Below are 13,745 nucleotides of genomic sequence, written 5' to 3'. Positions count from 1 at the left end.
ATGTAACATCAAATTCAATCGCCACAATGGACCGAATCATGAATGCGCTGATGTTGCCGGATATCGCTGCGCAAGCCGCTCGCCAATCCCTGCCACTGGAGTGGGTGGGAATGCGCGGCATTGCTCTGCCTGTTTTCATCGAGGGCCAACGCCTCGCCGCACGCGCCGATGCCGGCGTTAGCCTGGATGATGGTGAGGCGCGGGGCATCCATATGTCGCGCCTGTATCTGGCCCTGGAGCGATTACAGCAACACGACCTCACCCCAGCGCTGCTCCATCAGGTTCTGCAGGATTTTCTCGATAGCCATCAAAGTTTGTCGGCGAACGCCTACCTGAATATTCATGCCGATTTACTGCTGAAACGTCCGGCACTCATCAGCCCGTTGGCCGGTTGGAAAACCTATCCGGTGACCATCGCAGCCAGTCTGAAGAACAAAGTGTTCCACGTGGAACTGCAAATCGACGTGGAATATTCCTCAACCTGCCCCTGCTCAGCGGCTCTCGCGCGGCAATTGATTCAGCAACAATTCATCGACAATTTTGCCAATCAGTCGCTGCAGCACGCCGATGTCCTGGCCTGGCTTGGCTCGACCAACGGCATCGTCGCCACACCTCACAGCCAGCGCAGCACCGCCCAACTGCATCTGGTTCTGGAAGACTTCGTCGATGCCCTGCCCTTTGACGCCATCATCAACGACGCCGAAGCGGCCCTCGGCACCGCCGTGCAGACCGCGGTCAAACGCGCCGACGAACAAGCCTTCGCCCTCGCCAATGGCCAGAACCTGATGTTCTGCGAAGACGCCGCGCGCCGCTTGAATCTGGCCTTGCGTCGCTCCCCGGGGATCCGCCGCTTTCATCTGCGGGTGACCCATGCCGAAAGCCTGCACGCCCACGATGCCGTCGCTGAGAGTCAGTGGCAGAGGGAGCCGGCATGATCCGCTGCCAGGCTTTGCGTTGGGGCGCACCGGGCCAACCGCTCACCCCAGCAATCGACCTGCGCCTGGACAGCGGCAGCCTGACCGCGCTCGTCGGCAGCAATGGCAGTGGCAAAAGCAGCCTGCTCAAGGTGATCGCCGGATTGCAGAAACCCTTGGCCGGTGCAGTCTCGCTGAGCGTGCCACGGCGTAGCGGCGTGTCGTTCCTGCCGCAACAACTGCAGCTCGATCGCCAGTTTCCGATCAGCCTGCAAGAGCTGGTCGCTGCAGGCTTCTGGGGACGGCGTCTGTCGACCCAGCTACGCAAACAGCGCTTGGCCACGGCACTCGAAGACTGGCAATTGACCGGTCTGGAAAAGCGCCCGTTGCTGGCCCTGTCCGGCGGGGAACTGCAACGCGCCCTGCTCGCCCGTCTGAGTCTGGCGGACAGCCCGGTGCTGCTGCTCGACGAACCCGACGCGGCACTGGATGAGCCGGGCCAGCGTTTATTCTGGCAGCACCTGCACGCGTGGCATGCCCTGGGTCGCACCCTCCTGGTGGCCTGCCACGACCTCGCGGCCGTACATCGACACATTCCACAAACCCTGCTGATCAAAAGCAGCGGCTGCCTGTTCGGCGCCAGCACAGAATTGATCCAGCCACCCGCCCATACGCAGGTGGCCTGATGCTGACACTCGCGCACTGCTGGCAGCCATTTCAGGAATTCGTGTTTATGCGCCGCGCATTGCTGGGCGGCCTGCTGCTCGCCTGCAGCACGGCGCCACTCGGCGTGTTTCTGATTCTGCGGCGCATGAGCCTGATCGGGGACGCCGTTGCCCATGGCATTCTTCCCGGCGCAGCATTGGGTTTCTGGTTCGCCGGGTTGAGCTTGCCAGCACTGACGCTCGGCGGACTCGGCGCCGGCCTGGGCATGGCCGGCCTGGCCGCGTGGATCACCCGCAGTACCGGCCTGCGGGAAGACGCCAGCCTGGCCGCGATCTATCCGATTTCCCTGGCCAGTGGCGTGCTGATCCTGGGCATCGCCGGCAAACGTCTGGACTTGCTGCATCTACTCTTCGGCTCCGCCTTGGCGGTCGACGGCCCGACGCTCGATGGCATGCTCTGGGTCTCATTGATCAGTCTGCTGGCCATGGCCCTGATCTATAAAGCGCTGCTGCTCGACACCCTCGACCCGGTTTTTTTACGCAGCGTCAGCCGACTCGGCCCGGTCGCCCACGGCGTCTTCCTGACGCTGGTGGTGCTCAATCTGGTCATCGGCTTTCAGGCCATCGGCGCACTGATGGTGGTCGGCCTGATGATGCTGCCCGCCATCGCCTCACGCTTCTGGAGCCGGCGTCTGCCGATCCTGATCGCGATCTCTGCGCTGATCGGCTGCCTGTCAGTCTGGCTCGGCCTGTTGCTGTCGTTCCATTACTCGCTGCCCAGCGGCCCGGCCATCGTGCTGGTTGCGGGCATCGGTTATCTGCTGTCCGTGGTGTTCGGGCCGGTTCACGGCTTGCTGCGGCGCCCGCCTTTGCTCACATCCCAATGAGGTGTTTCCCGATGCGCGCTCTAGTCATGTTGTTCAGCCTGCTGCTGTCGATGTCGTTATCGGCGGCGGAAAAACTGCCAGTGGTTACCAGCTTCAGCATTCTTGCCGACATGGTGCATCAGGTCGGCGGCGAGCATGTGCAGATTACCAACCTGGTCGGCCCGGACGCCGATGCCCACACTTACGAACCCAGTCCGGACGACGCCAAAGCCTTGCTCGAGGCCAGGCTGATCATCAAGAACGGCCTGGGTTTCGAACCCTGGCTGGACCGTCTGGTGACCAGCACCGAGACCAAAGCCACGGTCATCAGTGCCAGCCACGGGGTGATTCCGCGCGCGCTGGATGAGGACGGCGCGACGGTTGCCGATCCGCACGCCTGGCACAATCTGGCGAACAGCGAGCTGTACATCGCCAACATCACCCGAGCGCTGATCGCCGCCGACCCGGCCAACCAGGCCGACTACGAGCGCAACAGCAAGGCCTACTTGAAGCAGATCTACGCCCTGCTCGCCAAAGCCAAGGCCAGGTTCGCTGCGCTGCCCGCGGGCAACCGCAGGATCGTCACCAGCCATGATGCCTTCGGCTATCTCGGCCAGGCCTACGGTATCGACTTCATGGCGCCACAGGGCCTGTCCACCGAACGTGAGCCCTCCGCCAGCGAGGTTGCCGCGTTGATCCGGCAGATCCGCCAGGCCCACGTCAAGGCAGTGTTCATGGAAAACATCAAGGACGCGCGTCTGCTCAAGCAGATCGCCGACGAAAGCGGCGCGCGCATTGGCGGCACGTTGTACTCCGACGCCCTCGCCGCCAGCGGCCCGGCCAGCACCTTCGCCGGGCTGTTCGAATACAACCTCGATACGCTCTATAACGCGCTGAGCCAGCCATGATCCGTAAAAATCCTTCCGGCGATCTGCCGCACATTGCCGAGTCAGCCTACGTCGACAAAACCGCGATCATCTGCGGCAAAGTGGTGATCGGCGAAAACGTCTTCGTCGGCCCCTACGCAGTGATCCGTGCCGATGAGGTCGACGCCCGCGGCGAGATGGAGCCGATCATCATCGGCGCCAATTCGAACATCCAGGACGGCGTGGTGATCCATTCGAAATCCGGCGCGGCGGTGACCATCGGCGAGTTCACTTCCATCGCCCACCGTTCCATCGTGCACGGTCCGTGCACCGTCGGCGACCGGGTGTTCATCGGCTTCAACAGCGTGCTGTTCAACTGCGTGGTGGGGAATGGTTGTGTGGTGCGGCACAACTCGGTGGTCGACGGCCGCGACTTGCCGGATGCCTTCTACGTGCCCTCGACTACGCGCATCGGCCCGGGCACCGACCTCGGGCAATTCCCGCCGGTGAGCGTCAGCGCTGCGGAGTTTTCCGAGGACGTGGCGCGCACCAACGTCGACCTGGTGCGCGGCTACAAAGCCTTGCAGAACGAGTTCTGAACATCAGCCGTGTGTTGAACCCGCAGTTTCATGGCCATGCGCAATAACCCGCCAGCCACGCGGTGCCTGGCGGGTTGCCGTTAGCCAATCGGTGTTTTCGCCCTCGAGTGCCACGACGTGGGTAGCAGGCCAGGTTGCCTGGCGTGCCAATCGCTTGCACGAAGGCTGTCGTACTCACCGCTGCGCTGCATGCAGCGGCGAGCTGATGCCAGCGCCGTCAGGCGCGAGGTTTGACGGCGCCGCAGTCCTGGCCCAGCCACACGGCGCGGGTTTCCAGACTGCCCTTCTGCTGAATGCCGATGGCGTTGAATGTGCCATTGGCCACGGTGGTGAACTCACGGTCGCTGAGGAACGTGGCGACACCGCTGCCCTGCGCCCGTGGGCAGCTGAAGCGGAATTTCCACTGATTGCCGTTGCGCTCGGTGATCTGCTGCTTGCAGCCCGAGGAAGGGTCGGCCAGCGGAATGTCGTTGGTCGCCACCTGCTGCGGCGTCAGGCAGGCACGCACGCCCTTGCCACCGATGTTGATGCCTTGCTTCTCCAGTTCCGCGCGCTGCTGCGGCGTCATCTGCCCCTGCAGCTGCCCGAGGATCGATTGCACATCCATCGGTTGGTCATCGACTTTGACGTTGCTCGAAGTCATTTCCCACAATCCCGGCTGCAGCATTTGCGCCTGAGCAACCAACGGCAAGGCCAACCCCAGTCCCAGCGCCAAACCCAGCAGACGAACGTTCATTGAAAAACTCCTGATCAGTAGTGGCCGTTAGACGTCGGCCGATTGCTTCGGTTCATGCCCGGCCGGCATGGCGAAAACTAAATAGCGACAATCGTATGGGAACATGGTCTGTTAAGCATTGAATCTTCAGGAGCAAGGTTGCCCCATGGATTATTTTGGACCGCACATTTTCGGTTATCTGATCGCCCTGATCCACACGCTGGGCTCGATCGCCGCGATCCATGCGGTGTTGACCGTACGCACCGCGCAAGGCTCGATTGCCTGGGCGCTGTCGCTGATATTCATCCCCTACCTCACGCTGATCCCTTATCTGGTCTTTGGCCGCAGCACCTTCGACGGTTACATCAAGGCCCGGCGCCAGGCCAACGAACACATGCGCCAGGCGATATCCGAACTGAACTGGCGCCCGTGGGTGGAAGAAGCCCTGACCGCCCGTGCCTCGAACGCCTATGACTCGCTGCGGGCCATGCCGAAATTGGGACGCATGCCGTGCCTGGCGAATAATGAGGTGCAGCTGCTGGTGAACGGCAGCGCCACATTCGAAGCGATTTTCAACGCCATCCGCCAGGCCCGCGAAGCGGTGCTGATCCAGTTCTTCATCATTCACGACGACCGTCTCGGTCGGCGCCTGCACGAACTGCTGGTGCAGAAGGCCGGCGAAGGCGTGGCGGTGCATCTGCTCTACGACCGCATCGGCAGCCACGCCCTGCCCCACAGCTATGTGCAGAGCCTGCGCGATGCCGGGGTCGAGGTCAAAGCCTTCGCCACCCGCAGCGGCTGGCTCAATCGCTTCCAGGTGAATTTCCGCAACCATCGCAAGATCGTCGTGGTCGACGGGCTGGTCGGATTTGTCGGCGGGCATAACGTCGGTGATGAATACATGGGCGAAAAGCCGCCGCTGGCACCGTGGCGCGACACCCATATGCAGGTGCGCGGCCCGGTGGTGGCGTGCATGCAGGAGTCATTTGCCGAAGACTGGTTCTGGGCGGCCCGGGCCTTGCCGCCGCTGATTCTGCCGGACGCCTATCCCGAAGACGGGGTGCTCTGCCAACTGCTCGCCAGCGGCCCGGCGGATGCCTATGAAACCTGCTCGCTGTTCTTCGTCGAGGCGATCCATGCCGCCAACGAGCGGGTGTGGATCACCAGCCCGTATTTCATCCCCGACGAAGCGGTGTTCGCCGCACTGCGTCTGGCGGTGCTGCGCGGCGTCGATGTGCGCCTGCTGCTACCTTCGCGCCCGGATCATCGCATCGTCTACGCCGCTTCCAGCCTGTACGCCTTCGAAGCGGTACGCGCCGGGGTGCGGGTGTTCCGCTACGAGCCGGGGTTCCTGCACCAGAAAGTAGTGCTGATCGACAGCGAGATCAGTGCCATCGGCAGCGCCAACCTGGACAACCGCTCGTTCCGGCTGAATTTCGAGGTGATGTTGCTGACGGTCGACAGCGCGTTCGCCACCCAAGTGGAACAGATGCTCAGCGATGACTTCGCCCAGGCCTACGAAGTCGCCAAAGAAGAAAGCCGGGAGATCCACCGCCTGCAACAGCTCGGCATGCGGATCGCCCGGCTCATTTCACCGATTCTCTAGCTCAGGGGTTGTAGATGTCGTCGCGGGTCCACGGCAGTTCATGGCTGCCATCGGCGTGGGCCTTCACCGCGAGGATCTGGTGCAGGTTGATCCAGCCGCGGGCGAATGCGTAGGCGCAACCGGCCAGGTACAGGCGCCAGATGCGCAGGGCCTGCTCCGGTACCAATTTCGCCGCGGCTTCGAGGTTGTCCTCCAGGCGTTCGCTCCAGTGATCCAGCGTGCGCGCGTAATGCAGGCGCAGACTCTCGACGTCGACAATTTCCAGGCCCGCTTCGCTGATTTCGGCAGAGATCATCGCCAGGTGCGGCAACTCACCATTGGGGAACACGTACTTCTCGATGAAGTCGCCGGCACCGCGGCCTACCGGACGGCCATCGGTGTGCTTGGCGGTGATGCCGTGGTTCATCACCAGGCCACCCTCCTTCACCGCACCGAACAGCACCTTGCAGTATTCGGCGAGGTTGGCATGACCAACGTGCTCGAACATGCCGACGCTGACCACCTTGTCGAAACGGCCGTCCTGCGGCAGATCGCGATAATCGAGCAACTGCAGCTCGACCTGATCTTCCAGGCCTTCGGCCTTGACCCGCTCGCGGGCCAGGGCCAATTGCTCCTTGCTCAGGGTGATGCCGAACACCTTGGCGCCGAACTCGCGCGCGGCATAACGGGCCAGTCCGCCCCAACCGCAACCGACGTCCAGCAGGTAGTCACCCGGCTGCAGGCGCAGCTTGCGACACAGGTGGCGGAATTTGGCCTGTTGCGCCTGTTCGAGAGATTCGCTGCCGGTTTCGAAATACGCGCAGGAGTACGCCATGTCGCTGTCCAGCCACAGCTGGTAAAACGCGTTGGACAGGTCGTAATGGTAGGAGATGGCCTTGGCGTCGGTTTCCTTGTCGTGCAGCGTGCGCACCGGATGACTGTCTTCGTCCTCATCGAGCAGCGCCGTGCTCAACTCGTCGCAGACCCGGATCACCTCGCTGATCGAACCCTCGAGTTCGAGCTTGCCCTCGACGAACGCCGCCCCCAGCGCGTCGAGACTCGGATGGGTCAACTGGGACACCATCGTCGGGTCCTTGACCACGATGGTGACACTGGGTGCCGGACCCAGATTGAATTCATGGCCGTCCCAGAGTCGCAGGCGTAGCGGAAGCTGCAGATTCTGTAAGGCCGGTGGAAGTTGCGCGAGCATGGAATATCCCCCTGGTTTCAGACGTCTGATCTGAGGGTAGACCATCCTTGAAAAATAGCAGGCTATCGATTTGATAGCCGCCACCTATGGGCCAGAGCGCACGTTCATCCCTGCCTGAGCGCGCCTTTACAGATGACTGCGCAGGCGCCGCTCAGTTCGAAAAATGCTCAGTCCCGCTTTCGAGTTTCAACAGCGGTTCCTGGAAGCGCAGCAAGCGTCCGGCGTTGCCCAGCACCAGCAGCGTGCTGAGGTTGTGCAGCAATGCCGCGATCATCGCCCCGGCTGCACCGAGCCAGCCAAACGCAGCAAACACCACGATTGCCAGCGTCCAGCCCAGGCCAATCATCACGTTGACCTGCAAGGTACGCCGGCACTGGCGACTGAGGCGCAAGCAGGTGCCGAGACGGCGCAGATCGCTACCGATCAGCACGATGTCGGCGGATGCCAGCGCGATGTCCGCACCGCCTGCGCCCATCGCCACGCCGACCACCCCGGCCTTCAATGCCAGCGAATCGTTGATGCCGTCACCGACCACCATGGGCCGGAAGCCGTCGGCGATTTCCTGCAGCACGCGGTTGAGTTTGTCCTCGGGCAACGCCTGCGCCTGGACTTCGTGCAGGCCGACATCCCGCGCCAGGCTGTGCGCCACGCTCTGGCGGTCGCCGGTCAACAGCAACTGACGACCCAGGCCCAGCTCGCGCAGTTCGCCGAGGGCAAAACGTGCTTCCGGTTTGACGCTGTCAGCCAGCAACAGCCAGGCCAGGAATTCACCGTTGAGGGCCAGGCCGGCAATCGGCCCGTCGTGCTCGGGAATCGCCGGGGTGGCAATTGCCAGTTGCGCGAACAATTCCGGACGGCCGAGGGCGGCTGCGCCCTGCGCGGTCATCGCCACCACCCCGAGGCCCTGGCGTTCATGGATGTCAGTCAAGGCCAGCTGCGCATCGGCGCTGACCAGCCCGGCCAGCGCGCGGCTGACCGGGTGGCTGCTGGCGGCGCCGAGGCTGGCGGCCAGAGCCATCACTGCAGCGTGATCGGCACGCGGACTGTCGATCGATTGCAGGCGCAACGTGCCGAAGGTCAGGGTGCCGGTCTTGTCGACCACCAATGAGGTGAGGTCGGCCAGCTCTTCGAGGAAAGCCGAACTGCGGATCAGAATGCCGTGCCGCGCCGCCACCGCGACCCCGGCAATCGCCGTGGCCGGGGCTGACAACACCAGCGCACAGGGGCACGCCGCGACCAACACGGCGAGCATCGCCTGCGCGTCGTGGGTGACAAACCAGGTCACCGCCGCCAGCAGCAACACCAGCACCATGTAGCTGGCGGCATAACGTTCGAGCAATCGGGTAATCGGTGGCTTGGAGCGCTCGGCGTTCTGCATCAGGGCGATGACTTTGCCAAGGGTCGATTGGTCGCCGGTGCGCGTCACCTCGATGCGCAGCAGGCCATCGAGGTTGATCGCCCCGCCGAACACCGGCATGCCCGCACCCGCCTCCACCGGCACCGACTCCCCGGTGATCGAGGCGGTGTCGAGGCTGGCCTGGCCGGACAGCACCCGGCCGTCCGCCGGCACTCGGTCACCGGCGCGGACTTCGACGGTATCGCCAGGCTTGAGCGTGGCGTTATCGACTTCGATGATCGTGCCGTCCGCCTGCACCTTACGTACGTGGCTGCGGGTCAGTTGGCCGAGCGCATGAATCGCCTCCTGCGAGCCGATCACGCTGCGCTCCTCGAGCACATGGCCGAAGATCATGATGATCGGCAACAGCGCCGCCGTGAGCAGGTCGCCCGTGGCCCACGCACCTAGCATGGCCAGCGCGATCAATTGATCGGTGATGCCGTGCAGGCTCGGATACCGCAGGCTGAACCACGCCGAGCGCATCACCGGCACCGCAACCAATAAAGAAGAAAAGCCGAGCAACAACTGACTGACGCCGGTCTGCTCCGGCAGCCACCCGCGCCAGAGCAAACCCAGCCCCAGCAGCCCGAGGGCGAGCATGGCCAGGGTCAACTGGCGCGCGGCGCGGCGTTGTTCAGCCGAAGACAACAGACTTGGGGTAACACTGCTCGCGCTCATTGACTGGCTCCCTGAATGATCAGGCGGGAATCGTCCTGCGGGTCGACCGTGGTCACGGAACCGGCCTGGCGGAGAATCTTCGGCATGCGTTCGCGGTAAAGGCGCAGGAGCATCTGCGGATCGCTGCCCTGGCGTTGCGCCGTGGCCAGACTCAATACTGTCGCGGTGTCCGCTGAGGCCTTGGCCAGGCGTTCACCGGCCTGGGCATGGGCGACTTGCAGGGTGCGGTCAGCCTGCTCGTTGGCGCTCTGGGTGAGTTTTTCCGCTTCGGTGCGCGCGTTGGCCACGGTTTTGTCGGCTTGCTGGCTGGCGGTCAGCACGGCGTTGAACGCGCTGATCGCCGGCTCCGGCAGACTCGATTGCACATCGACCCGGGCCACCTCGATGCCAATGCCCTGCCCGCTCGCCTGCAGTTCGGCCAGACGCCGGTTGATGCCTTGCACCAGATCGCCACGCAAGCGTTCACGGCGCTCGGCGGCTTGATTGTCGGCGCCGATCAGCTCCGGACGCGCGACCAGAATCGTGTCCAGATCACGCGCGGCCGTCAGCGCCAGCGCGCTGCGGGTTACCAAGCGATCCAGTGCCGGCAACACATGCTCGCCTTGCAGGACGAAGTCGTAGGGGTTGGTGACTTTGTAGAACACCCGCACATCCAGTTGCACCACGCCGGCGTCACCGGTCAGCAAATACCCGGAACCGGCCAGGGCATCGCTCAGCGGTGTGGCGAAGGTGGCGGAGCGATCGGCTTTCACCGCCGCAGGGCTGCGCAACAGGTTTTCCACCCGGCGCTCGATGACCCGATCCGCCGCTGGCAGCAACACCACCTGCTCGAACGGCTGCGGCCAGGCCAGTAGCAGCCCGGCGTTTTGCACGCGTTGCAGCGCGCCAAAGTGCAAAACCACTGCGCGATTTTGCGGATCTATCTGCCGCACGTTGGAAAACGCCCAGGCCAATGCAGCAAGCACGGTCACCGCGTACAAGGCAAAAAATGCCAGACGTCCGGCCTGAATCCACGGACTGCTCAAGGCATTTGTTCCACGTGGAACCTCGTTCATGGTTTTGTTCCACTGTTGCTGTCCAGCGCCGGCGGACCGTCCACCAATACGCGGAATGGCGCGGCGTCGGTGCGCAGGATCAACTTGGTGTCGGGGGAAACGATGGTGCCGAGGGTGTCCAGCGAGCGCAGCAGGTTGTACAGCTGCGGTGAGCCGGCGTAGGCACGGCCATAGATCTGCGCAGCTTCCACTCGCGATTGCGCTTCGATTTCGGCGGCCTTCACCGTGGCATCGGCCTGGACGATGCGCGCATCACGCTCGGCAGCGGAACGGATTTGCGCCGCTTCCCGCTTACCGATAGCGGTGCGTTCGGTGGCAATGGTTTCCCGTTCTGCGCGCATGCGGTCGACCGTTGCGCTGAGAGTTACCGATGGCAAGGTCAGGCGTTCGATGCCGACCTGCACTACACGCACGCCGTAGGTGGCGAGCAACTGCTGATCGATCTGCTGACGCAGTTGCGCCTCGAAATCGGCAATGTGTACCTGGTTGGCGTCGGTGTTGACCAGATTGGCCAGGTCGAAACTGCTGGCGGTGGTTTCCAGCGCCGAGCCGACAAAGGTACGAATCTGCCGCGCCGCTTCGTCCGGCTGGTTCTGCACCGCGCGCATGAAACGCTGCACGTTGTCCGGATCGCCCTGCACCTGCCACGCGACGTAGGCCTGGACGATGATGCGCAGGCCATCGCGGGTGCCCACATCCTGCAAACCGCTGGAGGTGGTGCGCAGACGCAGGTCCACCGGAATCGCCGCTTCGAACGGCGCCGGCCAGCGCCAGCTCAGGCCCGGCTCGAGCAATACCCGCGACGGATTGCCGAAACGGGTAATCACCGTGGCCTCGCCGGAGCGCACCTGGACCAGACTCGCCGCCGCGATGGCGAACGCCACCAGCAACGCCGCCCAGCCCATCCGCCGCCACGGGAACGGCCCCGCCTCTGCCGGTGCACCATGGTGATGGTGATGATGCCCATGAGGGTGATGGCCGCCATGCGCATGATCGTGGCCGCTGTGATCATGCTGATCGTGGGTGTGCGACTGGCTCAATGGCTGACTCCTGGTTGAGCGGTGGTGCGCGCTGGCGTCGGATCCGCCGGCAACGTGAATGGACGCAGGTCGATGGTGGGCGCATTGCTGCTGCCGCCGAGGCGATGGTCGAGCACCAGCAATCGGGCTTTGCCCAGGCCCTGGCTGAGCTGGCTGAGGTACTGCTCCAGGACGAACGCCTGCCCGGCGCTGGCGTAGGCTTGTTGTTCGGCGCTGAATTTCAGCGCCGCAGCGCGGGCTGATGCGTTGATTTCATGGGCGTTGGCGCTGGCCTGGTCGCGGGCCAGGCTGGCCTGCAACTGCGCCTGGTTACTGGCTTCGGCCGCCGCGCCGCGCTCACGCGCGATCAACGCCTGCGCGCCAATCTGCGCCGCTTGCACCCCGTGGTAGGCATTGGCCGCACCGGCCGGCGGGTGAATCGCCTCGACCACGGTGGCGAGAATTTCCACGCCACTGTCGAGCGTGTGCAGATCGTCCTGCACGGCACGGCCGATGTCATCCGCCAAGCCTTGCCGGTCCGCCCCGAGCAATCCGTCGAGGGTGCGCGTGGCAAAGTCGTGTACCAGGATGCGGCTGGCGGTGCTGCGGATCAGCGTCGGCACATCCGCGCTGTTATAGGTGGCGGCCAATGCCGCGTGGTCGCTGAGGCCGATGCGATAGACGAAACGCACGTCCATGTTGACGATCTGCAGGCTCTGCTGCTCGCCGCGGCGGCTGGCGATGACCTGGGATTTGTCGTTGACGTGGCTGGCGTCCCACAAGCGGTTGGCCGTCAGGGGTGCCGGACCTTCTGCCGATTGCTGCTCGACGGGCGGCGGATTGTCTCCGACGCTGGTGGCCAACTCATGCACCACACCGTTCTCGACACTCAGCACCCGCCCCAGCGGCCAGGGCAGACCGGCGTGGAGGCCGGGGCCGAACACTTCCAGCGGTTTGCCGAAACGCTCGTAGATGCCGCGACTCTGCAGGGGAATTTCGTGGATGCCGGTAAGCAACCAGCCCACCAGTGCCACCAGCGCGAGCACCGGCAGGAACGCCCGGCGCATGTAACTGAATGCCCAGATCTGCCGCAGGTCGATGCCGAAGCGGTTGTGCAGTTCGTGCTGCAACGCGAGCAACGGCTGCGGTGGCCAGCGCAGCAGATCGGCGACGAAACTGCGCGCCAGCAGCGTCGGTTCCAATTGCTCGCGGCGCGGACTGAACAGCGACAGCAGCGCGCGCAACAGCAGTTCCGCCGCCACCAGCCCCGGCAGAATCCCTAGCAACACGGCCAGACGCACCGGCCACAGCGCGTTGTCACTGGCGAAAAGCAGACACAGGGCGCCCAGCACCAGATTGATGATCGCCACCCGCGTCAGTTGCACCAGCGCCCCGGCTTCTGGCCACTGCGCGGCAGGTTCCTGGGCCAGTTGCCGCTCCAGCACCAGCAAACCGAACGCCAGCAGCAAGGCGAACGCGGCGCCCAGCGTCGCCGACAGGCCCATGGCGGTCGCCGGAAGCGCCAGGTTCCACACCTGCTCAAGGCTGAGCAGCACCAGCAATGCCCATGCGCCCAGCCACAAGGTCGCCGCGCCGATCTGCCCGAGCAGATGCAGGCCGCGCTGGCTCAGGCGCTCGAGCAGGCGTTCGTACCAGCCGTGCGGCGCCGGCAATTGCGCCTCAGCGCTGACGATTGCCGGCAATGGCTGGAGCACCCGCGCCCGCCACTCCGTCAGCCACCACGCCGATTGCAACCCGGCGACCAGCACCAGCAACGCCGCGCTCTGGTTGACCAGCAGCGCCGGCCACAGCGATTGCGGCGCAAACAGACCGACAAAAAACGCCAGCACCCACCCAGCCCCGGCCAGTGCGCCGAGGCCGATGGCCAAGCGGCGTAGACGCCGGCTCTGGCCAGCCGCTTGTTGAAAGCGCGGTAATCCGGTAACCGGCGAGCCATCAACTTCCAGATCGACTTGCATAACCCCCCAAACCCCGTCGGCGACATAGCGTCGTATCGTTACGATATAACGAAAGTCGTGAAATATTTGTACACATTTTCTCAATCTGCCGAGGCGCAACCTGTCGCTTGCCTGAAGCCTTGACCGAAATGTCTGGAAACGCTCATATTACGATCATAATTTTTAGCGCCAGCTACGGTTAACGATCCGCATCCTTCA

General features: G+C 64.0%; 12 protein-coding genes. 6 read left to right on the top strand and 6 right to left on the bottom strand.

Translation table 11 applies throughout. From position 1 onward, the window contains the following. Positions 1–38 precede the first annotated feature (38 nt). The 5 genes from folE2 to QRN70_RS15585 are packed head-to-tail and all read left to right on the top strand — an operon-like array spanning position 39 to position 3,910. Positions 39–935 (top strand): GTP cyclohydrolase FolE2, encoded by an 897-nt coding sequence (gene folE2, locus QRN70_RS15605; protein ID WP_285418884.1) that lies wholly within the window; start codon positions 39–41, stop codon positions 933–935. Then, positions 932–1,600 (top strand): metal ABC transporter ATP-binding protein, encoded by a 669-nt coding sequence (locus tag QRN70_RS15600; protein WP_285418883.1) that lies wholly within the window; start codon positions 932–934, stop codon positions 1,598–1,600. The genes folE2 and QRN70_RS15600 overlap by 4 nt, the downstream gene beginning before the upstream one ends. Further along, positions 1,600–2,466, top strand: coding sequence for a metal ABC transporter permease (locus QRN70_RS15595; protein WP_285418882.1), 867 nt, complete (start codon positions 1,600–1,602; stop codon positions 2,464–2,466). Before QRN70_RS15600 ends, QRN70_RS15595 begins: the two co-directional genes overlap by 1 nt. Before the next feature lie 11 nt (positions 2,467–2,477). Further along, entirely contained in the window at positions 2,478–3,353 is an 876-nt protein-coding gene (locus QRN70_RS15590) for a metal ABC transporter substrate-binding protein (protein WP_285418881.1), read from the top strand. Further along, positions 3,350–3,910 carry a gamma carbonic anhydrase family protein gene (locus QRN70_RS15585; RefSeq protein WP_285418880.1) on the top strand — a complete coding sequence of 187 codons (561 nt, stop codon included), beginning with the start codon at positions 3,350–3,352 and terminating at the stop codon, positions 3,908–3,910. The genes QRN70_RS15590 and QRN70_RS15585 overlap by 4 nt, the downstream gene beginning before the upstream one ends. 217 nt (positions 3,911–4,127) lie before the next feature. On the opposite strand, the gene QRN70_RS15580 is transcribed toward QRN70_RS15585, so the two are convergent. After that, positions 4,128–4,646, bottom strand: coding sequence for a DUF3617 domain-containing protein (locus tag QRN70_RS15580; RefSeq protein WP_285418879.1), 519 nt, complete (start codon positions 4,644–4,646; stop codon positions 4,128–4,130). 145 nt (positions 4,647–4,791) lie between these two features. On the opposite strand from QRN70_RS15580, the gene cls reads away from it, so the two are divergent. After that, the gene (gene cls / locus QRN70_RS15575; protein WP_285418878.1) at positions 4,792–6,231 is read left to right on the top strand and encodes a cardiolipin synthase; all 1,440 of its coding nucleotides are present in this window, start codon (positions 4,792–4,794) and stop codon (positions 6,229–6,231) included. 1 nt (position 6,232) lies between these two features. Here cls and cfaB read toward each other — a convergent pair whose 3' ends face one another. From cfaB to hflK (QRN70_RS15550), 5 genes are all read right to left on the bottom strand, one after another. Then, the gene (gene cfaB, locus QRN70_RS15570) at positions 6,233–7,420 is read right to left on the bottom strand and encodes a C17 cyclopropane fatty acid synthase CfaB (protein WP_285418877.1); all 1,188 of its coding nucleotides are present in this window, start codon (positions 7,418–7,420) and stop codon (positions 6,233–6,235) included. 151 nt (positions 7,421–7,571) lie between these two features. Then, positions 7,572–9,494: a heavy metal translocating P-type ATPase gene (locus tag QRN70_RS15565; RefSeq protein ID WP_285418876.1), complete on the bottom strand. Its 1,923-nt coding sequence runs from the start codon at positions 9,492–9,494 to the stop codon at positions 7,572–7,574. Beyond that, a complete protein-coding gene (gene hflK / locus QRN70_RS15560) occupies positions 9,491–10,549 on the bottom strand; it encodes a protease modulator HflK (protein WP_285418875.1) in 1,059 nt (352 codons plus the stop codon). Before hflK (QRN70_RS15560) ends, QRN70_RS15565 begins: the two co-directional genes overlap by 4 nt. Beyond that, a complete protein-coding gene (hflC, locus tag QRN70_RS15555; protein ID WP_285418874.1) occupies positions 10,546–11,589 on the bottom strand; it encodes a protease modulator HflC in 1,044 nt (347 codons plus the stop codon). The genes hflK (QRN70_RS15560) and hflC overlap by 4 nt, the downstream gene beginning before the upstream one ends. Next, complete coding sequence (hflK, locus tag QRN70_RS15550; RefSeq protein ID WP_285418873.1) at positions 11,586–13,547, bottom strand: protease modulator HflK; 1,962 nt, start codon at positions 13,545–13,547, stop codon at positions 11,586–11,588. Before hflK (QRN70_RS15550) ends, hflC begins: the two co-directional genes overlap by 4 nt. Positions 13,548–13,745 lie beyond the last annotated feature (198 nt).

The organism is Pseudomonas sp. efr-133-TYG-5 (assembly GCF_030209175.1).
Lineage (GTDB): Bacteria > Pseudomonadota > Gammaproteobacteria > Pseudomonadales > Pseudomonadaceae > Aquipseudomonas.
The sequence above is the reverse complement of the archived record's forward strand: the minus strand, read 5'-3'. Positions and strand labels throughout refer to the sequence as shown.